The organism is Pseudomonas sp. Z1-14 (assembly GCF_051132005.1).
GTDB lineage: Bacteria > Pseudomonadota > Gammaproteobacteria > Pseudomonadales > Pseudomonadaceae > Aquipseudomonas.
In genome coordinates, this window is record NZ_CP071646.1 from 5,805,812 (window position 1) to 5,826,862 (window position 21,051).

Genomic DNA, 21,051 nt, shown 5'->3' on the forward strand with positions numbered 1-21,051 from the left:
ATCCAACTCAGGAGTTCGTTCGACATGCTGCATTTGTCCCGCCTCACCTCGCTGGCCCTGACGATCGCCCTCGTGATCGGCGCGCCCCTGGCTTTCGCCGCGCAACCCGCGCCGGCGTCGACCGCCGCTACGGCCGCCACCACCAAGGCCCCGCTGCCGTTGGATGAACTGCGCACCTTTGCCGAAGTCATGGACCGGATCAAAGCCGCGTACGTGGAACCGGTGGACGACAAGATGCTGCTGGAGAACGCCATCAAAGGCATGCTCAGCAACCTTGACCCGCATTCGGCCTACCTGGGCCCTGAGGATTTTGCCGAGTTGCAGGAAAGCACCAGCGGCGAATTCGGCGGCCTGGGCATCGAGGTCGGCAGCGAAGACGGTTTCGTCAAGGTGGTCTCGCCGATCGACGATACGCCCGCCTCCAAGGCTGGCATCCAGGCTGGCGACTTCATCGTCAAGATCAACGGCCAACCGACCCGTGGCCAGAGCATGACCGAAGCCGTGGACAAAATGCGCGGCAAGATCGGCGAAAAAATCACCCTGACCCTGGTGCGCGACGGCGGCACGCCATTCGACGTGACCCTGACCCGGGCGGTCATCCAGGTCAAGAGCGTGAAGAGCCAATTGCTGGAGTCCGGCTACGGCTACATCCGCATCACCCAGTTCCAGGTCAAGACCGGCGAGGAAGTCGCCAAGGCCCTGGCCAAGATGCGCAAGGACAACGGCAAGAAGCTCAACGGCCTAGTCCTGGACTTGCGCAACAACCCCGGCGGCGTTCTGCAATCGGCCGTGGAAGTGGTGGATCATTTCATCACCAAGGGCCTGATCGTCTACACCAAGGGCCGCATCGCCAATTCCGAACTGCGCTTCTCGGCCACCGGCAACGACCTCAGCGAAGCCGTGCCATTGGTCGTGCTTATCAACGGTGGCAGCGCATCGGCGTCGGAGATCGTCGCCGGTGCTCTGCAAGACCAGAAACGTGGCGTTGTCATGGGCACCACCAGTTTCGGCAAGGGCTCGGTGCAAACCGTGTTGCCGCTGAACAACGACCGCGCCCTGAAGATCACCACCGCGCTGTACTTCACGCCCAACGGCCGTTCCATCCAGGCCCAGGGCATTGTCCCGGACATCGAGGTGCGCAAGGCCAAGATCACCAGCGAGGCGGACAGCGAGTACTTCAAGGAAGCCGACCTGCAAGGTCACTTGGGCAATGGCAACGGCGGCGCGGACAAACCGACCGGCTCCGGCGCCAAGGCCAAGCCGATGCCGCAGGATGACGACTATCAGTTGGCCCAGGCGTTGAGCCTGCTCAAAGGGTTGAACATCACGTCCGGCCGCTGAGATGGGCCAGCGTTTCATTTTCGTCCTGTTGTGCCTGCTGGCGGGAGCCGTTAACGCGGCTCCCGCCACAGCTTCCCCGCCGCAGAAGGCTTACCTGAGCCTGATCATCGATGACCTGGGGCAGAATCTGCCCCGGGATCGCCGTGTCCTGGCCCTGTCCGGTCCGGTCACCGCGGCAATCATGCCCGACACGCCCCACGCCGCCGAAATCGCCCGCGAGGCTCATCGCGCCGGCAAACTCGTCATGCTGCACATGCCCATGGATCCGGCCACCGGGCCGTTCGCCTGGCATCCGGAATTATCCATCGAAGAATTGGGCAAGCGCCTGGACGCCGCGTTTGCCGCGGTGCCCTACACCAGCGGTATCAACAACCACATGGGCAGCCGCATGACCGCGCAACCCCAGGCGATGGCGTGGCTGATGGCGAATCTGCAACAGCGTCACAAGTTTTTCGTCGACAGCCGCACCAGCGCGCAGACGGTCGCCGCTGCCGAAGCACAAAAGATCGGCCTCGCCAGCGTGTCGCGGGATGTATTTCTTGATGATGAGCGCACCGAAGCGGCTATCGCCGGCCAGCTTCAGATCGCCATCGATCTGGCTCGGCGGCAGGGCTCGGCCGTGATGATCGGCCATCCCTATCCGCAGACCCTCGCCGTGCTCGAGCGCGAACTGCCCAAGCTCAAGGCCCAGGGCATCGAGTGGATCGACATCAAGTCGATGATCAGCCTGCGCAGCAACCGAGCGATGGCCGGGCACGGAAAGGATGGGGTTTATCGTTAGGCTTGGCGTCTCAGAGATAGCGCGCCATGATCGCGTCCACTTCGCCTTCCTTGCGCAGCTCATCCAGAGCCTTTTGCAGGCGGCTCACCACCTCGTCCGGCACGTCCTTGTTCAAGGCCAGGTAGAGCTCGGCACTGTTGAATCGCAGTACGGTCTTGAGATCGCTCACCCCCTCCTGACGCGCCAGATAACGCCCTGCCGGGTCGCCGGTGGCCCATAGGTCTATCTGGCCGTTGACGAGTTTTCTGGCGTTGTCCTGATCGCGCAACACGACAATGGGCTTGAGCCCCTGTTTGGCCAATGTTTCGGCAATTGCATCGCCCTTGTAGGCACCAATCCTGTACTGACGTGCCTGGTCCAACGAGTCGAGGGCAATCTTGCTGTCGGCCTTGGCGAGCATGATCCAATCGTCCGGGCCGATGGGGCCAACCCATTTGAAGAGCTTTTCCCGCTCAGGCAGCCGAGCCGTTACAAACACCCCATAACCAGGTTTTTCCAAGGCAAGCTTGTAGATTCGTTCCCAGGGAAAACGCAGCGTCAGGCTGTAGGAAATATCGGCGCGTTTGAATATCTCGCGGACGATGTCCACCGCAATGCCATGGATGTTTTCGTCCTGGGCGAAGTTCTTGCCGTTCTTCGCCATGTTGTAGGGCGGAAAGTTCTCCGTCAGCAATACCAGGCCAGCATCGCGGCCGTCCCCGGCCTGCGCCCCGCTCATGAACAGCAGGAAAGTGCTGGTAAAAACAACTAGAGCGCGTTTGAACATATCTGATTACCCGGGTCCATGGCATGTTCCAGATTGCCTTGGGCCCGCCGACGTGTCTACCGTCGTTTCACATCAAACACCTAACCAAACAGGATGCGCGCAAACGCAACCTTGGCGGAGGTAATTAGTTACCACCTTCCATCACGTCGAGGCTGATTAATTAACGAAGCCGGTCAAGACCGGCCCCAATTAATCAAAGGCATGACTCAATGAAAACGATCTACTTGTTACTGGGCGGTCTGTTTTGCCTGTCTGGCGCACTGAGCGTTGCACATGGCAAAGACTATGGCGAAGGGGTTCAGAACTTCGCCGACTCAAAAATCCTGAACAACAAAGATGGCTCACATGACCATTGGCAGGGTATTGGACGCTTCTCTACGATGAACGGGAATTGTACTGCGACACTTCTCGATACCCATGACCCTTCCGGGACAATGCCCACGCCCGCCTACGTGTTGACCTCGGGACATTGCACCGAGCTGACCAACGCAAACATCGTTACCAACAAGCCAATCGTCGGCCTCATGCAGTTCAACTACTTCGCCGATACTGCCCCCTACCTGACTTACCCGATGAAAAAAATCGCGTGGAGAAGCATCCAGGGCGTAGACATGGCAATCATTGAACTGGACGTCAGCTTGCAAACCTTGCTCAAGGACGGGATACAGCCATTGGGCTTGGCCACCGAGCGCCCCGTCGACGGGACGGATGTCCTGATCGTAGGCGCGCCAGTCCACGATCAGAACACGCTGCGGCTGGCTGCCTGTACCTTGCAACCTGCCCAGGAAATCGTGGAGGGCCGCTGGGTCTGGCGTAATACGCTGATGACCCGCTGCAAGGATTTGAAAGGTGGTGGCTCCGGCAGCCCGCTACTGGAGCGCCGTACCAATAAGATCATCGGCGTGATAGGCACTGGCAACCTGACCATCCAAGCCCACCCCTGCGAGCAGCACGCTCCTTGCACTCCAGTTGGCGACAGCTATAAAGCTATACCGGACGATGTTTATGGGAATCCTACGGACTTTCTCAGCCGCTGCTTTGTAGAGGGCCTCCTCGTTCAAGACGTGAATTCGTCTTGCCCGCTGTATCCGGTCTTTTCCGCCAGCGCCGCAGCGGACAGCCCGCAAAGGTACGTAAGGATCGGGAAGAAAGACGACGGCAGCGCAGACATCCCGACCTGGAACTACCACTTCACAATCAACACGCCGTTCTATCGTCATAAGACCGTTCGAACCGCAATGGATTGCGAAAGGCCGCAAGACTACAGCGGAGTAACCAGTGCGCAGGACGCTTTCATAAACACCGGGATAGGCGACCAGGTGGGCATGTACTTCCTCTGCATCGTGGGTGTCGACTCCGCTGATCAACGTCCCTCAGTGGGGCTCATCAACAACGTGTTGTCCCTTCCGGTCGAAATTCTCGACAACGCTCCAACAGCTCAGCCTGACTTGAGTTTCACTGCAGGCGTACAACTGTCGACAGCTGCGAATGAACTGCCACATCGAACCTACGCCTACAAGTTCGGCCCGACAGGGACGACTGACTGTTCAGACAAAACCGATTACAGCGACATCGAATACATAGACGCATGGCTGGACAATTCGGATCTGCCTGGAAAGCTCTGCACCATTGCCTATGACATATCCAGACAAGCATCCGAGCCAAGAATGGACATCCTGAACCCTACCCCGCTCAAGGATATCCAGGACTCGCCCTGATTCGCCCTCGGCTCGCCTGCCGGACTCTCGGCTTATCTGACGCAGATACCGCGCTGGGCCATGTAGGCCTTGGCTTCCGGCACGGTGTATTCGCCAAAGTGGAAAATGCTCGCCGCCAATACCGCGCTGGCGTGGCCTTCCAGAATGCCATCGGCCAAGTGCTGCAGGTTACCAACACCGCCAGAAGCGATCACCGGAATGCCCAAGGCATCGCTGATGGCACGGGTGACGCCGAGATCGAAGCCGTTCTTCATGCCGTCCTGGTCCATGCTGGTCAGCAGGATTTCTCCGGCGCCCAGGCCTTCCATCTTCTTCGCCCATTCAACGGCGTCCAGCCCGGTTGGCTTGCGCCCGCCATGGGTGAAGATTTCCCAGCGCGGGGTTTCGCCCGGGCCGGAGACCTTCTTCGCGTCGATCGCCACGACGATGCACTGCGAGCCGAAATGCTCGGCCGCCTCGCCGACAAATTCCGGGTTGAACACCGCCGCGGTGTTGATGGATACCTTGTCCGCGCCGGCATTGAGCAGGTTGCGGATGTCCTGCACGCTGCGCACGCCACCGCCCACGGTCAGCGGGATGAACACCTGGCTGGCCATGCGCTCGACGGTGTGCAGCGTGGTATCGCGGCCGTCGACGCTGGCCGTGATATCCAGGAAAGTAATCTCGTCCGCACCCTGCTCGTCATAACGACGGGCGATTTCCACCGGGTCGCCAGCGTCACGGATGTTCTCGAACTTGACGCCCTTGACCACCCGGCCGTTATCCACGTCCAGGCAAGGGATGATGCGTTTGGCCAGCGCCATGATAAGTCCTCAGCCTTTATAGAAATCGCAGAAGGCCTGGGCCTCGGCGACGTCCAGGGTACCTTCATAGATCGCGCGACCAGTGATCGCACCGATGATGCCCGGCGCCCTGGCGTCGAGCAGTGCCTTGATGTCGCCCAGGTTGTGGATGCCGCCGGAGGCGATCACCGGGATCTTCGTGGCTGCGGCCAGGGCAGCGGTGAACGGAACGTTACAGCCCTGCATCATGCCGTCCTTGGCAATGTCGGTGTAGACGATGGCGGACACGCCGTCGGCTTCGAAACGCTTGGCCAGGTCGATCACTTGCACGGTACTCACTTCAGCCCAGCCGTCGGTGGCGACAAAACCGTCCTTGGCGTCGAGGCCAACGATGACTTTTCCCGGGAAGGCACGGCAGGCTTCGGCGACGAACTCGGGTTCCTTGACGGCCTTGGTGCCGATGATCACGTAGCTCACGCCGGCCTTGACGTAGTGCTCGATGGTCTCCAGCGAACGAATGCCGCCACCGATCTGGATCGGCAGGTTCGGGTACCGTTTGGCGATGGCGGTGACCACTTCACCGTTGACCGGCTGGCCTTCGAAGGCACCGTTCAGGTCAACCAGATGCAGGCGACGGCAACCGCCCTCCACCCACTTGGCGGCCATGCTCACCGGGTCGTCGGAAAACACCGTGGAGTCTTCCATGCGGCCCTGGCGCAGACGGACACAAGCGCCGTCCTTGAGATCGATAGCGGGGATAATCAGCATCTGGCAAACCTTCAAATACGAAAATTCAGCTTGGCTCGAAAATCAGTTTTTCTCGAGCGCCCACAAGTCGCTTTCGATGCTTTCGAACCTTTCCTTAAGGTGCGCCTGCACATCGAAAATCGCCCTGTTGTAATAGTGCGGAGCAATTTCGCGGGTAAACAGATCAAGAATTTCCGCCGCTTCGAACGAGCCAAGGTCCAGCTCGAAACGCTCCTCCATGAACCGCTGGATCTTGCGGTTCGCCTCACTTTCCTGCTCAGGCGTGAGGGTGAGGATCGGCGGTTTCTTGCGGGCCATTACCAGCGCCCGTCCCACGCCGCGAAGTTCTGCAGCAGTTGCAGGCCATGGGTATGGCTCTTCTCCGGGTGAAACTGCACGGCGAAGCGCGAGCCATCGGCCAGGGCCGCGGCGAAATCGACACCATAGTGACCGCTGCCCACCACCTGCCGGGCATTGCCGGCGGCGATGTAGTAGCTGTGCACGAAGTAGAAACGCGCGAGGTCCGGAATATCGTGCCACAGCGGGTGGTCCACCGTTTGCCGCACTTCGTTCCAGCCCATGTGCGGCACTTTCAAGTGCTCGCCGTCTTCATGCAGGTCCTTGCCAAAGAACTTGACCTGGCCCGGGAACAGCGAGATGCAATCGACCCCGTCGTTCTCTTCACTGCGGTCGAGCAAAGCCTGCATGCCCACGCAGATGCCGAGGAACGGGCGATCCTGGCTGACTTCGTGCACCAGTTTGTCGAAGCCCAGGCGCCGAATCTCGGCCATGCAGTCGCGAATCGCGCCGACGCCGGGAAACACCACCCGGTCGGCTTCGCGAATCACGTCGGCATCGCTGGTGATCAATACCTTGCCGGCGCCTACGTGCTCGAGGGCCTTGGCCACCGAGTGCAGGTTGCCCATGCCGTAATCGATAACCGCAACCGTCTGCATTACAGGACGCCTTTGGTGGAAGGCATCTGGCCGGCCATGCGGTCATCGAGCTCGACAGCCATGCGCAGCGCGCGGCCGAACGCCTTGAACACGGTTTCGATCTGGTGATGGGTGTTGTGCCCACGCAGGTTGTCGATGTGCAGGGTCACGTTGGCGTGATTGACGAAGCCCTGGAAGAACTCCTGGAACAGGTCGACGTCGAAGCCGCCGACAGTGGCGCGGGTGTACGGCACATGCATCTGCAGGCCAGGGCGGCCGGAGAAATCGATGACCACGCGCGACAGCGCTTCATCGAGCGGCACGTAGGCATGGCCGTAGCGACGGATGCCCTTCTTGTCGCCGATGGCTTTGGTGAAAGCCTGGCCCAGCGTGATACCGACATCTTCGACGGTGTGATGGTCGTCGATATGCAGGTCGCCCTTGCTGACGATGTCCAGGTCGATCAGCCCGTGACGGGCGATCTGGTCGAGCATGTGCTCAAGAAAAGGCACGCCGATATCAAACCGGGCCTTTCCGGTGCCATCCAGGTTGATCGAGGCTTTGATCTGGGTTTCCAGAGTGTCGCGCTCGACAGACGCCTTACGTTCGGCCATCACCAGCTCCGCAAAATCATTGGGCGAAAAAGGCAGCCATTATAGGGGCGCGAGCGGCAAACAGAAACAAAAGAGGTGACACCGCTGACGGGCTGAAACCGATGCGGCGGCGTTAGACATGTCCATACAAGTCTTCCAGGACTCATAAAAACAAATGTGGGAGCGAGCCTGCTCGCGAAAGCGGTGCGTCAGAGGACATTCATGTCGACTGACACGCCCCATTCGCGAGCAAGCTCGCTCCCACAAGGATTGCCCTGACCCGCTGGCCAGGGCAACGGTTTTAGCGGAACAACACCGCCGTCTTCTGCAGGGTCACCCACACACCCCACGCCAGCGGAATGCCCACCACCAGCCAGGCGGCGATCGCCAGGGGCTTGGTGCCCGGTGCGGCTTTCCATTCCAGCGAAGTGGTGCTGTCGGCGCCCTTGTCGTGGCCCAGCGCTTGCTCTGCGGCCAGTTCGGCGTCGGTCATGAAGTACTTGTCGGCGACCGGGCGAACCATCAGGTTGCACAGGAAGCCCAGCACCAGCAGGCCGGCGAGGATGTACAGGGTGATGTCATAGGCCGCGGCGCGTTCAACGCCGATGCTCAGTTGATATTCACGCAGGTAGTTCACCAGTACCGGACCCAGCACACCGGCTGCCGCCCAGGCGGTCAACAGGCGACCGTGGATCGCACCGACCATTTGCGTACCGAACAGGTCCGCCAGGTAGGCCGGCACGGTGGCGAAACCGCCGCCGTACATCGACAGGATGATGCAGAACGCCGCCACGAACAGCGCGACGCTGCCCAGGTGGCCCAGGCTCGGGATCAGGGCATACAAGGCCACGCCCAGGGCAAAGAACACGAAGTAGGTGTTTTTGCGACCCAGGTAGTCCGAGAAGGAGGCCCAGAAGAACCGGCCACCGATGTTGAACAGGCTCAGCAAACCGGTGAAACCGGCTGCAATGGCAGCGATCTGGCCCAGTTGCGCGGCGTCCAGCTGACCGAACGGCAGGTCGTTGCCGAGCAATTTGCCGCCGAACACTTCCTGCAGCAGTGGCGAAGCCATGCCCAGGATGCCGATACCGGCGGATACGTTCAGGCACAGCACCAGCCAGACCAGACGGAACTGCGGGGTTTTCCAGGCAACGTTCACGTGAACGTGGCGATGGGTGATCATCGCGTTCGCGGCTTTTTTCGGTGCAGGGTTCCAGCCCTCAGGCTTCCAGCCGGTTGGCGGTACGCGATACGACAGGGCGCCACCGATCATGAACACGAAGTAGATCGCAGCCATCACCAGGAAGCTCTGCCATACGCCCACGTCGGTTGGCGTAGCGAAATGGCTCATCAGCGCTGCAGCCAACGGGGCACCCACCATCGCGCCACCACCGAAGCCCATGATCGCCATGCCGGTCGCCATGCCGCGCTTGTCCGGGAACCACTTGATCAGCGTCGAGACCGGGGAGATGTAGCCCAGGCCCAGGCCGATACCACCGATGACACCGGAGCCGACCCACATCAGCCAGATCTGATGGGTATAGATACCCAGCGCCGAAATCAGCAGGCCACCGCACCAGCACAGGGCCGATACCACGCCAGCCTTGCGCGGACCGGCATGTTCCAGCCAGCCGCCCCAGATGGCTGCCGAGCAACCCAGGAAAATGAAGAACAGGGTGTAGATCCAGCCGAGCATCGAGATCGGCCAGTCACATTGGGACGAAAAGACTTGCGAGATGAAGCTCATGTCCGGCGCGCAGGCTACCGGCTTGGTGATGCCCATGGCCTTGGACAGCGGCAACCAGAACACCGAAAAGCCGTAGGCCATGCCGATGCACAGGTGAATGGCCAGCGCGGCCGGTGGCACCAGCCAGCGGTTGAAGCCGGGCTTGGCGATAATGCGTTCCTTGGAGAGGAACGCAGGCTGGTCGGCAACGCCGTCCGCCGTAATGCTCGTGCTCATTGTGTATCCCCCAGTTATTGGAATAGGTTCGCCAGCCACGCATCACCCTCAGTCTTCATTTGCACGCAGGCATGACTGTATTTTGCGGTGAAGCTCCATTTTGGTGCGACATCACGTCGCAGAAGGACGGGCGAACTGACAAAGGTTACCATTTGCTCGTGACAGAAAAACCAAAGTGCTATCACCTTTTTTCTGTCATTCGTCTTATCGCGCCTCTTCTCACTTTCTGTAGGGCGTTATTCGTTTATTTTTCAGGAATTTCCATGCCCATCGTTGTCGAGCGTCTGAATGAAGCCACTCATCAGGATCATCAGGACCTGCAGAAAATCTATCAGGACGCCCCGGCCTGGCTGTTCGAGCCGTTCAGCGATGCCGGGCAGTTGATCAACAGGTGCCTGACGGAAGGTACGCTGATTGCGGCACGGTTCAACGACCGACTGCTCGGCGCCGCACGCCTGCAACGGCACCAGGACGCTTGGTACTTGTCTCACCTGTGCGTAAGAAAGGTTACCCGCCGCCGTGGCGTAGCTGAGCGCTTGGTGAGCGAAGCACGGAGGATGGCTCGACAGGAAGACGCCGGGCTTCGGCTCGAGGCACCGGCCGGGCATCTGGAGGTGCAGGCCTTGGCGGCAAAGCTGAAGATATCGCTGAATGAAAGCTGACGGTGACCGGTCATATCCCGTGGCGAGGGAGCTTGCTCCCGCTGGGGAGCGCAGCGCCCCCTAAAGCTGTCTCCACGGTGTGCCAGGCGTCCTGATTCGCCTGGTTTGGGACTGCTTCGCAGTCCAGCGGGAGCAAGCTCCCTCGCCACGGTGAACCGCGCCTGCCGTTCCACCAGTGGAGGATCGAAAAACGATGACCCAACGCTCCACCAACCCGGGACGTTATACTCTCCGGTAAAATTTGAACTCAACCTACAAGGATTCGCCCATGAAAGCGTTCGGCAAAATCCTGGGTCTGGTACTTCTCGGGCTGTTGCTGATCATTGTGGCCCTGGGCTTTGCCCTGACCCACCTCTTCGATCCCAACGACTATAAGGAAGAGATCCGCCAGATAGCCCGCGACAAGGCCCACATCGAGCTGACCCTCAATGGCGATATCGGCTGGAGCCTGTTTCCATGGCTGGGTCTTGAATTGCACGAAGCCAGCGTTGCGACCCTGGCCAATCCGACCCAACCCTTTGCCGACCTGCAGATGCTTGGGCTTTCAGTCCGGGTGATGCCGCTGTTGCGCCGTGAAGTGCAGATGAGCGACGTACGGGTCGAAGGTCTGAACCTGCGGCTCAACCGCGACAAGAACGGTCATGGCAACTGGGAAGACATCGGCAAGGCGCCCGCCTCCACGACCGCTACGAAGGCGCCGGCGCCAACCGAACAGTCCGCCCCGCCGGCCAACGCTCCGACAGAGAAACCGGCCCAACCCACTCGCCTGGACATCGACAGCCTGACCGTGAACAACGCCCGGGTCGAATACAGCGACGAGCAGACCGGCAAGCTGTTTACCGCTGAAAGCATCCAGCTGAGCACCGGCCCGATCCACGATTCCACCAATATCCCGGTTACCCTCACGGCTTTCCTGTCCAGCAACCAGCCGGCTGTTCGGGTGCGCACCGAGGTGACTGGCGAGCTGCGCTTCGAACGCGCACTGCAACGCTACAAATTCGAAGACCTGAAGCTGTCCGGTGAAGCCACCGGCGATCCGTTGCAAGGCAAGACCGTGAGCTTTGCGGCGCAAGGGCAACTGTTCCTCGACAAGGCAGCCAACGTTGCCGAATGGACCGGTATCAAGCTTTCCTTGAACCAGCTTCGCGCCCTGGGCGAGCTGAAGGTCAACGATCTCGACAAAACGCCGCAGCTGAATGGCGGCGTGTCGATTGCTTCATTCGACCTGGCCAGCTTCGTCGACAGCATCGGCCAGAAACTGCCGGCGATGGCCGATGGCAGCCTGAGCAAGGTCGAGCTGGCGAGCCGCATTGCAGCCACACCGACCAGCGTCGAGCTCAACGACATCAACCTGAAAATCGATGAGAGCAATTTCAGTGGTCGCATCGCCGTGGAAGATATCGCCAAGCAGTCACTGCGTGCCCAGCTCAAGGCCGACACCTTCAATGTTGATCGCTACCTGCCGCCAAAGTCCGCCGAAGCCAACAGCGCCAAGGCTGCCCGCGAGGCCGAAGTCAGCAACACCGAGGCCAGCGCCATGGCTGGTGCCGGCAGCACACCGCTACCAAGCGCCCCGACCCAGGGTGCGTGGAGCAACGATCGATTGTTCCCGGTGGAGCGCCTGAGCAAGCTCGATGTCGATGCCGACCTGAGCTTCGGCCAGCTGACCCTCGACAAGCTGCCCATCCAGAATGCCGCGCTGAAGGCCACCGGGCTCGGCGGCCTGTTGACGCTGGAAAACCTGCGGGGCGATTTGTATAACGGCAACTTCGAAGCCAAGGGCACGCTGGACGTGCGCCAGCCCACGCCGCAGTTGAGCCTGCAAACCCGCATCAACCGGGTGCCGGCCGACAAGATCATCGAAAGCCAGGGCAAAAATCCGCCCGTCAAAGGCCTGGTGACGCTCAACAGTGCCGTCACCGCCAGCGGCAACAGCCAGAAGGCCCTGATCGACAGCCTGAACGGCAATGCCGGGTTCGTCATCAATGACGGTGTGCTGCTCAATGCCAACCTCGAACAGCAGCTGTGCAAAGGCATCGCCACGCTGAACCGCAAGAGTCTCAGCGGTGAACCGCGCGGCAAGGACACACCGTTCCAGCAACTCGACGGCAACCTTACCTTCCACAATGGCGTGGCCAGCAACCCGGACTTGAAAGTGCGCATTCCCGGCATGACGGTCAATGGCAATGGTGACATCGACCTGCGGGTATTGGGCATGGACTACCGCGTCGGCGTCATCGTTGAAGGCGACAAGAGCGACATGCCCGACCCGGCCTGCCAGGTCAACGAGCGTTATGTCGATGTCGAGTGGCCGTTACGCTGCCGAGGCCCGCTGGAGCTGGGCGCGAAAGCCTGCCGCCTGGACAACGACGGGCTGGGCAAGGTTGCCGCGAAGCTGGCCGGCGACCGCCTCGGCGACAAGATCGACGAGAAGCTCGGCGACAAGGTCAGCCCCGAGCTCAAAGACGCGCTGAAGGGGCTGTTCAAGCGATGACATCCGAGCAGTTTTCCAGCGCCGTATTGGATTGGTTCGACCGCCACGGGCGCCATGACCTGCCCTGGCAGCGAGACATCTCCCCGTATCGGGTATGGGTCTCGGAGATCATGCTCCAGCAGACCCAGGTCAGCACCGTGCTCAATTACTTCGACCGGTTCATGACCGCCCTGCCTTCCGTCCAGGCCCTTGCCGCCGCGCCGGAGGATGAAGTGCTGCACCTGTGGACCGGGTTGGGCTACTACACCCGCGCTCGTAACCTGCAGAAAACCGCGAAAATCGTCGTCGAGCAATATGGCGGCGAATTTCCCCGGGATGTGGAGAAGCTCACCGAACTGCCGGGAATCGGCCTATCCACCGCTGGCGCGATTGCCAGCATCAGCATGGGCCTGCGGGCGCCGATCCTCGATGGCAACGTCAAGCGGGTGCTGGCGCGCTTTACTGCCCAGGAAGGCTACCCAGGCGAGCCAAAGGTTGCGAAACAGCTCTGGGCCACCGCCGAACGCTTTACCCCTCAGGATCGGGTCAACGCCTATACCCAGGCGATGATGGACCTGGGCGCCACGCTCTGTACCCGCAGCAGACCCAGTTGCCTGCTCTGCCCGCTGGAAAAAGTCTGCGAAGCCCACATGCTGGGCCTGGAAACCCGTTATCCGATTCCCAAGCCGCGCAAGGAAGTTCCCAAGAAACGCACCTTGATGCCGATGCTGGCTAACCGCGAAGGCGCCATCTTGCTTTACCGCCGCCCATCCACCGGTTTGTGGGGCGGTCTGTGGAGCCTGCCGGAACTCGACGACCTCGACGACCTGCAACACCTGGCCCTGCAACATTCGCTGGAGCTGGGTCAGCAACAGGCAATGCCAAGCCTGGTACACACCTTCAGCCACTTCCAGTTGGCAATCGAACCCTGGCTGGTCCGGGTCCGCGAAACCGGCCATCACGTGGCCGAGGCCGACTGGCTCTGGTATAACCTCGCCACCCCGCCGCGCCTGGGCCTCGCCGCCCCGGTCAAGACATTGCTCGAACGCGCGGCCGCTGTATTGAACGCAGGAGAGTTGCAATGACCCGCACCATCATGTGCCGCAAGTACAAAGAACAGCTGGAAGGCCTGGAGCGCGCACCGTTTCCCGGTGCCAAGGGCCAGGACATCTACGACAACGTATCAGCCAAGGCCTGGGGCGACTGGCAAAAACACCAGACGCTGCTGATCAACGAAAAACGCCTGAACATGATGAATGCCGAAGATCGCAAATATCTTCAAGGGGAGATGGACAAGTTCTTTTCCGGCGAAGAATACGCCAAGGCCGAGGGCTACGTGCCGCCCTCCGAATAAGCTGCCCGGAGCGGGGGCGAATCGTAAGCGACGGTAATAGTTAAATATTTTTTGATAACTTGCTTGACGCCCCCCTGAAAAACCCGTTTAATGCGCCCCGTTGCCCAGATAGCTCAGTCGGTAGAGCAGGGGATTGAAAATCCCCGTGTCGGCGGTTCGATTCCGTCTCTGGGCACCAAATACCGAAAACCCCGATCAAGAAATTGATCGGGGTTTTTTATTGTCCGGGATTTCCTTCCTGCATCCTGTCGACTCAGCTACATTCGTCCGCTCCCCTCCTCCTGCATGCGAGTCGACATGGATATCACCGGCATCCCCTTCGGCACCACCGACTGGTCCACCATCGAACCCACCGAACACAAAGGCATTACCGGAACCGCTTACTGGCGCACGCAGCATTTCGGCAGCGTTCGGGTACGGATGGTGGAATACACGGCCGGCTACCTGGCCGACCATTGGTGCACCAAGGGCCATATCCTGCTTTGTCTCAAAGGCGAGCTGAACACCGAACTCGAAGACGGCCGGCAATTCCTGCTCAAGCCCGGCATGAGCTACCAGGTGGCCGACCAGGCCGAGCCTCATCGCTCCTCCACTCCATCAGGGGCGACGCTGTTCGTGGTGGATTGAGATTCGAAGCGTTCGCGTCGAAGCTGTAGGATAGATGGCCTTATTCATCAGGAATCCGACCATGTCATCGGCGAACAAACAGCAAAAACGCAGCCAGCGCGCCAAGGAGAAAGCCAAGAAGAATCGCATCCAGCGTGCCGCTGCGCCGAACGACTTCCTGGACCCGAACGACGAGCGCATCGACCTGGAAACCGTGGACCTGTCGGACCTGTTCCGCATCATGAGCGCCGCCGAGAAGGTCAGCCAGAAAGCCATGCTCGAAGCATTCCTGGGCCATCCACTGCTGGCGCTCGTGCTGGAACAGGAAGGTGAAGAAGAAGCGACCGACTTCATCATCACCGCCTTGATCGAATACCGTCGCCTGACCACGGGCGTCGATGAGCAGACTGCCCTGGATTGGGTGGAAAGCAAGCAATTCCAGGCTGATTATGTGGCCGCATCCCAGGCGCTGACGCAAGGCCAAGGCTGACTTCAGTCAGCGACTGACGATGGATCATACGCTGGTGGGACGGCTCCTACAGACCAAGCTCCACCAGCGTGGGCTGCGTCATACCCGTCCTGCATCAATCAGCTATTTTTCCTCTAAAGCAATCAGCTCCGTCTGACATCATCGAAGCTTTCATGGGAGCATTCTTCTGGTCCGCCCCTTCCAATGGCTGGACACTTCGATGAAGCCGATACTGCCCCAAGACGATCCACAGCTCGCGCCCTTGATCAACGAACTAGGCGAGCTGATTCGCCAGGCACGCCAGAAAGTGTTGCGTGCCGTTGACACTCTCCAGGTACAGACCTGCTGGCAGATCGGCCGGCACATCATCGAGTTCGAGCAAGGAGGCGCCGAACGCGCGGCTTATGGCGCAAGGTTGCTAGCCTCGTTGGCGAAGGTGCTGACGGCGCGGTTTGGGAAAGGGTTTGATGCCTCAAACCTGCGTTACATGCGACTTTTTTATCAGGCATTCCCAATCTGTGACGCACTGCGTCACGAATAGCCGCGATCGACCTACGGTAGAGCAGGAGGCAAGCGCGAGGCGCTGGATTGCGAACGGGCGCGACTTGAGGAGTCCCCCCCGGACGCAGCGACCTGAAGAAATGAAGCCGCTATCGAAACGCACACTCAAAAAACCCATGTAATATTGATGCGTTTTTTTTCAGCAACGCTCCAGCCAACGAGCTTCGTTCTGCATGTCACCGGCCGCAACCCACCCCTCTTTGATCCAGGCATTGCGGACTGAAACCGCCGAGTTGCATGTCGCCTTGGAAAAACGCCTGCCGTTTTTTTCGGAACGGCTGAACCTGGATCTGTACCGGCGCCTGATGGCGGCCTATTACGGTTTTTACCAGCCATTGGAACAACGGCTTCAGGTATTGGCATTGATTCCGTCCGGGCTGGACCAATCCCTGCGCATCAAGCTTCCGGTATTGCGGGCCGATCTCACGGCGCTGGGCATGGATGCAGCCGCTATCGAAGCGCTGCCCGTTTGCCAGCAACTGCCGCAGATCGACTCCCGTGCGGCCGCCCTCGGGGTTTCCTACGTATTGGAGGGGGCGACCCTCGGCGGACAGATTCTGCGACGCAGGGTGGCGGAGCAGCTTGGCCTGGATGCCTCCAGCGGCGCTGCCTTTCTCAATGTGTATGGTGAACTCACCGGCCGCCGCTGGAAGGATTTCCTCCAATACCTGGACGACAGGAACCTTGGCGAACCCCAGACGCTCGAAGTCACACGCGCCGCCAGGTCGACGTTTACTCATTTTGAACACTGGCTGGACAGCCAAAAGGTACTGCTATGAACCCGGAAAACCAGGAAGCCTTCGAAGAACTGCTGGCTAATTGCGCAGACGAACCGATTCGCTTCCCCGGCGCCATCCAGCCTCATGGCGTGTTGCTGATGCTGTCCGAGCCCGACTTCGTAATCCGTCAGGTCAGCGCCAACGTCTTGCAATTGATGGGACAGGATCCCCACAGATTGCTGGACCAGACGCTTGATGCACTGGTGGGACTGGAGCAGGCAGAAGCCATCCTCATTGCCTGTCACGCGGCCCCGGGAAACGACAACGCGCCCGTAGCCATCGTCGTGAACCAGCAGCGTTTTGACGCCTTGGTGCATCGCCATCAGGGCGCCTTGATCATCGAGCTGGAACAACACCTGAGCGACTATCGCCCCGAAGGCGTCAGCGGCGAGGCCAACCTGGGCCGCATGCTCCAGCGCCTGCAAAGCGCAAAAGATCTTCAAGCCCTGTACGAAATCAGCGTGCGGGAAATCCAGGCCATGACCGGCTACGACCGCGTGCTGATCTATCGTTTTGAGGAAGAAGGCCACGGGCAGGTCATCGCCGAAGCCAGCGCGCCATCGATGGAGCTTTACAAGGGGCTGTTTTTTCCAGCCTCGGATATTCCCGAGCAGGCCCGTGAGCTGTATCGCACCAACTGGTTGCGCATCATCCCCAACGCCGACTACACGCCGATACCACTGGTGCCCGAGCTGCGTCCCGATACCCAGGCGCCGCTGGATCTGAGTTTTTCGACGCTGCGCAGCGTCTCGCCGATCCACCGTCAATACATGAAGAACATGGGCGTGCTGTCGTCGATGAGCATCTCGTTGATGAAAGGCGAACAGCTGTGGGGCTTGATCAGCTGCGGCAATCGCCAGCCGCTGCTCGTGCCCCATGAAATGCGCATGGCCTGCCAGACCATCGGCCAGATCCTGTCGCTACAGATCAGCGCCATGGAAACCCTTGAACTGACCCGGCAACGGGACGCCAAGCTGGAGGACCTACAGGCGCTTGCCGCCGCCATGGCCGAATCCAGCGAAAACGTCTTCGATGGCCTGTGTCGCGAGCCACAACGCCTGATGGACCTCACCGGGGCCAGCGGCGTTGCGATCTTCGAGGACAACAAACTGCATCGCCACGGCCTGTGCCCCGAACCGGAGCAAATCCGCGAATTGCACAAGTGGATATTGGCAACAGGTCAGCCGGTTTTCTCTCACCATAACCTGGGCAGCGTTTTCGCCCCGGCCAAGGCTTTTCAGAATGTAGCGAGCGGGGTGCTGGCGATTCATCTGCCCAAGCCTGTGGAAAACGGCGTGCTGTGGTTCCGTCCCGAAGTGAAGCAAACCATCAATTGGAGCGGCGACCCGCAAAAACCCCTCGACCTAGAAGACAGCGAGACCGGATTACGCCTGCGGCCGCGCACCTCGTTTGAAATCTGGAAAGTCGAGATGGACGGTATCAGCGCCAAGTGGAGCCATGGCGACTTGTTCGCCGCCAACGACCTACGCCGCTCGGCCCTGGAAAATGATCTGGCCCGACAGGTACGCAAGGAGCGCCAGGCGGTGCAAGCGCGCGATGAACTGGTGGCGGTCGTGTCCCATGATTTGCGCAACCCGATGACGGTCATTTCCATGCTTTGCGGCATGATGCAAAAGGCCTTCAGCTCCGACGGCTCACACAGCTCGAAGCGAATTGCCTCGGCCATCGACACCATGCAACAAGCCGCCAGTCGCATGAATGCACTGCTGGAAGACCTGCTCGACACCTCGCGCATCGACGCCGGGCGCTACACCATCAACCCTCAGCCGATGGACGTCAGCCAGATCTTCGAAGACGCCTGTTCGCTACTGACGCCGCTGGCCTCCGCCAAGGCAATCGATATTTCTTTCCATGCCGAGCCCAACCTCAAGATCAACGCAGATCCCGAACGGCTGTTCCAGGTGCTGTCCAACCTGATCGGCAATGCCATCAAATTCACGCCGCAGCAAGGGACCGTGGGCATCAGCGCGATGTCGGTGGGCGATGAGATCGTGTTCAGCGTCCGCGATACCGGCGAAGGCATCGCCCCCGAACAGTTGCCGCATGTTTTTGACCGCTACTGGACCACCAAGGAAGGCAACCCGAATGGCACCGGACTTGGGTTGTATATATCCAAGGGGATTGTCCAGGCTCATGGCGGTAAACTGCACGCCGAAAGCCAGCCAGGCCAGGGCAGTGAATTCCGCTTTACCGTGCCGAAAATCGACTGAGCCGGGCACCGCCCCCTAACGAATTGGAAACCGAAGCCCAATGGCCTCACTGAACAAACAGCAGAAACGCGCCAAGCGTGCCAAAGACAAAGCCAAGCAGATCCGCATGACCGGGCGAAAATCCATCCCGATGTATGGCGATCCGGCCCATGCAACCGCCCAGCCACCGGTTTACGTACAGGAGTTGTTCGTCAAGCTGCGCGACGCCGAGGCCGTCAGCCGCAGCGAAATGCTCGACACATTGCTGGCAAACGTCAGCGAAATGATCATCGAGCGCCCGGGCCTGCTGGATCTGAAGAACGCCGAAAACGAGAGCATGGCCGCCACCAACCTGGCTGCCGACATGCTGGTGGACTACCGCATGTGGGTCGACGACATGGACCGCGAGGCGGCCCAGCGCTGGCTCAGCACGCCGGAGTTCATCAAGGACTTCAGCGAGGCGCTGGACCGTTATCGCCAGTCGATGGAAGGGCCCGCCGGCGAATAAGCGGGCAGGCTACTCGCTGCTGTTCCAGTGGAACACCAGCTTGCGCGCGGCTCCGCTGCCCACATCGGCGGTGTCGCGGCGCTCCTCCCCGTTGCGCGTCGCCACCACGCTGTACTTGCCCGGCGGCAATTGCACATACACCAGCGGGCCCGCATCGCTGAGCGTCAGTAATGTTTGTCCTGATGCGTTCAGCACAGTCACGTCCACATCCGGAACGTATTTGTTCTCCGGACCGATCGCAAAAGTCATGTGCAGGTTGTACCCCTGGGCCTGTCCGATGGCCCGGGCTTCGTCTTCGCCGATGCCGCCGGACAGATAAGTAATGCCGTTCTGCTGCATGGGTTGGATCTGGACGCCTGTGTTGTCGATGGGCGCGAGGTTGGTGGCGTTGAGGGCGAGAGGGAATAGCAGAATGGCGATGGTAACGAAAGGCAACAAAGAACATTGTAGGGATCTCATGATGGAACCTCCCGATCTCTGGAAAAGACTCTATTGTACTTTCGGGTGTGACTACTGATCCTTCATATATGTTTAGATCGATTGGAATTTGCTCATACTGCGGTTCGGAATAGAGGCAGCCAGGAACATTGTCATGACAAATAGCGTTAAACATCAGCAAGGCTGGGACAGATGGTTCGATACTGCTGCCGCAACTGCAGACTTCATGGCAGAACGCGAGCAACCCAAAGCCGCCAAAGATAAACAAACAAATTTTCCTGCGAACAATAAACAGGTACAACACGAACGCTCATCCGGTTAACCCTTCCCACCCCCGCCCAAAGCTGGCACCATCGCGCCTTTTTTTACGCGACTCCCCAGGCAATTCGCTGACAGGCAGGTTCAAACAGCCGTTCGGTTGTTGACGGCGCGACAGTCTGCTGCGCCGATGCGACAAGCTGCCGCAAGTCGCCGGTTTACCGCGCGTAGCGCTGTTGGCGGCCATCCGGACGCATGCTAGCTTGGCCGCCTCGCCAGGAAGGCTGCCGACAGCAAGGGAGCACATATCATGAGGAACGCACATGGCCCAGGCCACGCCCGCGCTTGAAATCCGCAACCTGCACAAACGCTACGGCCAGCTGGAGGTGCTCAAGGGCGTCTCGCTGACCGCTCGCGACGGCGACGTGATCTCGATCCTCGGCTCTTCCGGATCCGGCAAGTCCACGTTCCTGCGTTGTATCAACCTGCTGGAGAACCCCAACCAGGGGCAGATCCTGGTGGCTGGCGAAGAGCTCAAGCTCAAGGCGGCGAAAAACGGCGAACTGGTAGCCGCCGACGGCAAACAGATCAACCGCATACGCAGCGAGATCGGTTTTGTCTTCCAGAACTTCAACCTCTGGCCGCACATGAGCGTGCTCGACAACATCATCGAGGCTCCGCGCCGGGTGCTCGGCCAGAGCAAGGCCGAAGCCGTCGATATCGCCGAAGCCCTGCTGGCCAAGGTCGGCATCGCCGACAAGCGCCACGCCTACCCGGCCGAATTGTCCGGCGGCCAGCAGCAACGCGCCGCCATTGCCCGTACGCTAGCGATGCAGCCCAAGGTGATTCTGTTCGACGAACCCACCTCTGCCCTTGACCCGGAAATGGTCCAGGAAGTACTTAGTGTGATCCGCGCCCTGGCCGAAGAAGGCCGCACCATGCTGCTGGTTACCCACGAAATGGGGTTTGCCCGCCAGGTTTCCAGCGAAGTGGTATTTCTTCATCAGGGCCTGGTCGAAGAACAAGGAACGCCACAGCAGGTTTTCGAAAGCCCGCTTTCGGCGCGCTGCAAACAATTCATGTCCAGCAACCGCTAACGGAGCAGTA

22 protein-coding genes, 1 tRNA gene and 1 pseudogene are annotated in these 21,051 nt (G+C 60.0%); 16 read left to right on the forward strand and 8 right to left on the reverse strand.

Annotated elements, in window-relative coordinates:
* The first annotated feature begins 24 nt into the window (after positions 1–24).
* Positions 25–1,341 carry a S41 family peptidase gene (locus tag J3P89_RS26580; protein ID WP_434602554.1) on the forward strand — a complete coding sequence of 439 codons (1,317 nt, stop codon included), beginning with the start codon at positions 25–27 and terminating at the stop codon, positions 1,339–1,341.
* 1 nt (position 1,342) lies between these two features.
* Positions 1,343–2,122, forward strand: coding sequence for a divergent polysaccharide deacetylase family protein (locus tag J3P89_RS26585; RefSeq protein ID WP_434696152.1), 780 nt, complete (start codon positions 1,343–1,345; stop codon positions 2,120–2,122).
* Positions 2,123–2,132: 10 nt separating this feature from the next.
* Here the strand turns inward: J3P89_RS26585 and J3P89_RS26590 are convergent, their stop codons facing one another.
* Positions 2,133–2,888, reverse strand: a complete 756-nt coding sequence (locus J3P89_RS26590; RefSeq protein ID WP_434696153.1) for a substrate-binding periplasmic protein — start codon at positions 2,886–2,888, stop codon at positions 2,133–2,135.
* 209 nt (positions 2,889–3,097) lie between these two features.
* On the opposite strand from J3P89_RS26590, the gene J3P89_RS26595 reads away from it, so the two are divergent.
* Positions 3,098–4,606, forward strand: coding sequence for a trypsin-like serine peptidase (locus J3P89_RS26595; RefSeq protein WP_434696154.1), 1,509 nt, complete (start codon positions 3,098–3,100; stop codon positions 4,604–4,606).
* A 32-nt stretch (positions 4,607–4,638) separates the two neighbouring features.
* On the opposite strand, the gene hisF is transcribed toward J3P89_RS26595, so the two are convergent.
* The 6 genes from hisF to J3P89_RS26625 all read right to left on the reverse strand — a co-directional run bounded on the left by hisF (position 4,639) and on the right by J3P89_RS26625 (position 9,626).
* The gene (gene hisF, locus J3P89_RS26600; protein WP_305497440.1) at positions 4,639–5,409 is read right to left on the reverse strand and encodes an imidazole glycerol phosphate synthase subunit HisF; all 771 of its coding nucleotides are present in this window, start codon (positions 5,407–5,409) and stop codon (positions 4,639–4,641) included.
* 9 nt (positions 5,410–5,418) lie between these two features.
* Positions 5,419–6,156, reverse strand: a complete 738-nt coding sequence (gene hisA, locus J3P89_RS26605; protein WP_434602550.1) for a 1-(5-phosphoribosyl)-5-[(5-phosphoribosylamino)methylideneamino]imidazole-4-carboxamide isomerase — start codon at positions 6,154–6,156, stop codon at positions 5,419–5,421.
* Between the two features lie 42 nt (positions 6,157–6,198).
* On the reverse strand, positions 6,199–6,453 hold the full coding sequence (locus J3P89_RS26610) for a DUF2164 domain-containing protein (RefSeq protein WP_030141479.1): 255 nt from the start codon (positions 6,451–6,453) through the stop codon (positions 6,199–6,201).
* A complete protein-coding gene (hisH, locus tag J3P89_RS26615; RefSeq protein ID WP_434602549.1) occupies positions 6,453–7,091 on the reverse strand; it encodes an imidazole glycerol phosphate synthase subunit HisH in 639 nt (212 codons plus the stop codon). The genes J3P89_RS26610 and hisH overlap by 1 nt, the downstream gene beginning before the upstream one ends.
* Positions 7,091–7,684, reverse strand: coding sequence for an imidazoleglycerol-phosphate dehydratase HisB (gene hisB / locus J3P89_RS26620; protein WP_003186751.1), 594 nt, complete (start codon positions 7,682–7,684; stop codon positions 7,091–7,093). Before hisB ends, hisH begins: the two co-directional genes overlap by 1 nt.
* Before the next feature lie 280 nt (positions 7,685–7,964).
* Positions 7,965–9,626, reverse strand: a complete 1,662-nt coding sequence (locus J3P89_RS26625; protein ID WP_434626513.1) for an OFA family MFS transporter — start codon at positions 9,624–9,626, stop codon at positions 7,965–7,967.
* Between the two features lie 263 nt (positions 9,627–9,889).
* Between J3P89_RS26625 and panM the strand changes: the two genes are divergently transcribed.
* From panM to J3P89_RS26680, 11 genes and pseudogenes are all read left to right on the forward strand, one after another.
* Entirely contained in the window at positions 9,890–10,288 is a 399-nt protein-coding gene (gene panM, locus J3P89_RS26630) for an aspartate 1-decarboxylase autocleavage activator PanM (protein WP_434696157.1), read from the forward strand.
* A 268-nt stretch (positions 10,289–10,556) separates the two neighbouring features.
* A complete protein-coding gene (locus J3P89_RS26635; protein ID WP_434696159.1) occupies positions 10,557–12,782 on the forward strand; it encodes an AsmA family protein in 2,226 nt (741 codons plus the stop codon).
* Positions 12,779–13,846, forward strand: coding sequence for an A/G-specific adenine glycosylase (mutY, locus tag J3P89_RS26640; RefSeq protein ID WP_434696160.1), 1,068 nt, complete (start codon positions 12,779–12,781; stop codon positions 13,844–13,846). The genes J3P89_RS26635 and mutY overlap by 4 nt, the downstream gene beginning before the upstream one ends.
* Positions 13,843–14,115, forward strand: coding sequence for an oxidative damage protection protein (locus J3P89_RS26645; RefSeq protein WP_003186755.1), 273 nt, complete (start codon positions 13,843–13,845; stop codon positions 14,113–14,115). The genes mutY and J3P89_RS26645 overlap by 4 nt, the downstream gene beginning before the upstream one ends.
* Before the next feature lie 102 nt (positions 14,116–14,217).
* Positions 14,218–14,293 (forward strand) — tRNA-Phe (locus J3P89_RS26650).
* A 119-nt stretch (positions 14,294–14,412) separates the two neighbouring features.
* Complete coding sequence (locus J3P89_RS26655; protein ID WP_434570261.1) at positions 14,413–14,742, forward strand: DHCW motif cupin fold protein; 330 nt, start codon at positions 14,413–14,415, stop codon at positions 14,740–14,742.
* 61 nt (positions 14,743–14,803) lie between these two features.
* Positions 14,804–15,211, forward strand: a complete 408-nt coding sequence (locus J3P89_RS26660) for a hypothetical protein (RefSeq protein WP_434654047.1) — start codon at positions 14,804–14,806, stop codon at positions 15,209–15,211.
* 199 nt (positions 15,212–15,410) lie between these two features.
* A pseudogene (locus J3P89_RS26665) lies at positions 15,411–15,728 on the forward strand (DUF1016 N-terminal domain-containing protein); the annotation flags it as partial.
* A 196-nt stretch (positions 15,729–15,924) separates the two neighbouring features.
* Positions 15,925–16,530: a biliverdin-producing heme oxygenase gene (locus J3P89_RS26670; RefSeq protein ID WP_434696161.1), complete on the forward strand. Its 606-nt coding sequence runs from the start codon at positions 15,925–15,927 to the stop codon at positions 16,528–16,530.
* The gene (locus J3P89_RS26675; protein WP_434696163.1) at positions 16,527–18,761 is read left to right on the forward strand and encodes an ATP-binding protein; all 2,235 of its coding nucleotides are present in this window, start codon (positions 16,527–16,529) and stop codon (positions 18,759–18,761) included. The genes J3P89_RS26670 and J3P89_RS26675 overlap by 4 nt, the downstream gene beginning before the upstream one ends.
* A 40-nt stretch (positions 18,762–18,801) precedes the next feature.
* Complete coding sequence (locus J3P89_RS26680) at positions 18,802–19,248, forward strand: hypothetical protein (protein ID WP_434654057.1); 447 nt, start codon at positions 18,802–18,804, stop codon at positions 19,246–19,248.
* A 9-nt stretch (positions 19,249–19,257) separates the two neighbouring features.
* Here J3P89_RS26680 and J3P89_RS26685 read toward each other — a convergent pair whose 3' ends face one another.
* A complete protein-coding gene (locus J3P89_RS26685) occupies positions 19,258–19,707 on the reverse strand; it encodes a carboxypeptidase regulatory-like domain-containing protein (RefSeq protein ID WP_434696164.1) in 450 nt (149 codons plus the stop codon).
* A 133-nt stretch (positions 19,708–19,840) separates the two neighbouring features.
* On the opposite strand from J3P89_RS26685, the gene J3P89_RS26690 reads away from it, so the two are divergent.
* Together J3P89_RS26690 and J3P89_RS26695 are read left to right on the forward strand one after the other, a co-directional pair.
* Positions 19,841–20,008, forward strand: a complete 168-nt coding sequence (locus J3P89_RS26690; RefSeq protein WP_434626524.1) for a hypothetical protein — start codon at positions 19,841–19,843, stop codon at positions 20,006–20,008.
* 259 nt (positions 20,009–20,267) lie between these two features.
* The gene (locus J3P89_RS26695) at positions 20,268–21,041 is read left to right on the forward strand and encodes an ABC transporter ATP-binding protein (protein ID WP_434570273.1); all 774 of its coding nucleotides are present in this window, start codon (positions 20,268–20,270) and stop codon (positions 21,039–21,041) included.
* Positions 21,042–21,051: the final 10 nt, after the last annotated feature.

Coding starts and splice junctions, on each gene's coding strand:
- J3P89_RS26580 (WP_434602554.1), top strand. CDS start 25: ATGCTGCATTTGTCCCGCCTCACCTCGCTGGCCCTGACGATCGCCCTC.
- J3P89_RS26585 (WP_434696152.1), top strand. CDS start 1,343: ATGGGCCAGCGTTTCATTTTCGTCCTGTTGTGCCTGCTGGCGGGAGCC.
- J3P89_RS26590 (WP_434696153.1), bottom strand. CDS start 2,888: ATGTTCAAACGCGCTCTAGTTGTTTTTACCAGCACTTTCCTGCTGTTC.
- J3P89_RS26595 (WP_434696154.1), top strand. CDS start 3,098: ATGAAAACGATCTACTTGTTACTGGGCGGTCTGTTTTGCCTGTCTGGC.
- hisF (WP_305497440.1), bottom strand. CDS start 5,409: ATGGCGCTGGCCAAACGCATCATCCCTTGCCTGGACGTGGATAACGGC.
- hisA (WP_434602550.1), bottom strand. CDS start 6,156: ATGCTGATTATCCCCGCTATCGATCTCAAGGACGGCGCTTGTGTCCGT.
- J3P89_RS26610 (WP_030141479.1), bottom strand. CDS start 6,453: ATGGCCCGCAAGAAACCGCCGATCCTCACCCTCACGCCTGAGCAGGAA.
- hisH (WP_434602549.1), bottom strand. CDS start 7,091: ATGCAGACGGTTGCGGTTATCGATTACGGCATGGGCAACCTGCACTCG.
- hisB (WP_003186751.1), bottom strand. CDS start 7,684: ATGGCCGAACGTAAGGCGTCTGTCGAGCGCGACACTCTGGAAACCCAG.
- J3P89_RS26625 (WP_434626513.1), bottom strand. CDS start 9,626: ATGAGCACGAGCATTACGGCGGACGGCGTTGCCGACCAGCCTGCGTTC.
- panM (WP_434696157.1), top strand. CDS start 9,890: ATGCCCATCGTTGTCGAGCGTCTGAATGAAGCCACTCATCAGGATCAT.
- J3P89_RS26635 (WP_434696159.1), top strand. CDS start 10,557: ATGAAAGCGTTCGGCAAAATCCTGGGTCTGGTACTTCTCGGGCTGTTG.
- mutY (WP_434696160.1), top strand. CDS start 12,779: ATGACATCCGAGCAGTTTTCCAGCGCCGTATTGGATTGGTTCGACCGC.
- J3P89_RS26645 (WP_003186755.1), top strand. CDS start 13,843: ATGACCCGCACCATCATGTGCCGCAAGTACAAAGAACAGCTGGAAGGC.
- J3P89_RS26655 (WP_434570261.1), top strand. CDS start 14,413: ATGGATATCACCGGCATCCCCTTCGGCACCACCGACTGGTCCACCATC.
- J3P89_RS26660 (WP_434654047.1), top strand. CDS start 14,804: ATGTCATCGGCGAACAAACAGCAAAAACGCAGCCAGCGCGCCAAGGAG.
- J3P89_RS26670 (WP_434696161.1), top strand. CDS start 15,925: ATGTCACCGGCCGCAACCCACCCCTCTTTGATCCAGGCATTGCGGACT.
- J3P89_RS26675 (WP_434696163.1), top strand. CDS start 16,527: ATGAACCCGGAAAACCAGGAAGCCTTCGAAGAACTGCTGGCTAATTGC.
- J3P89_RS26680 (WP_434654057.1), top strand. CDS start 18,802: ATGGCCTCACTGAACAAACAGCAGAAACGCGCCAAGCGTGCCAAAGAC.
- J3P89_RS26685 (WP_434696164.1), bottom strand. CDS start 19,707: ATGAGATCCCTACAATGTTCTTTGTTGCCTTTCGTTACCATCGCCATT.
- J3P89_RS26690 (WP_434626524.1), top strand. CDS start 19,841: ATGACAAATAGCGTTAAACATCAGCAAGGCTGGGACAGATGGTTCGAT.
- J3P89_RS26695 (WP_434570273.1), top strand. CDS start 20,268: ATGGCCCAGGCCACGCCCGCGCTTGAAATCCGCAACCTGCACAAACGC.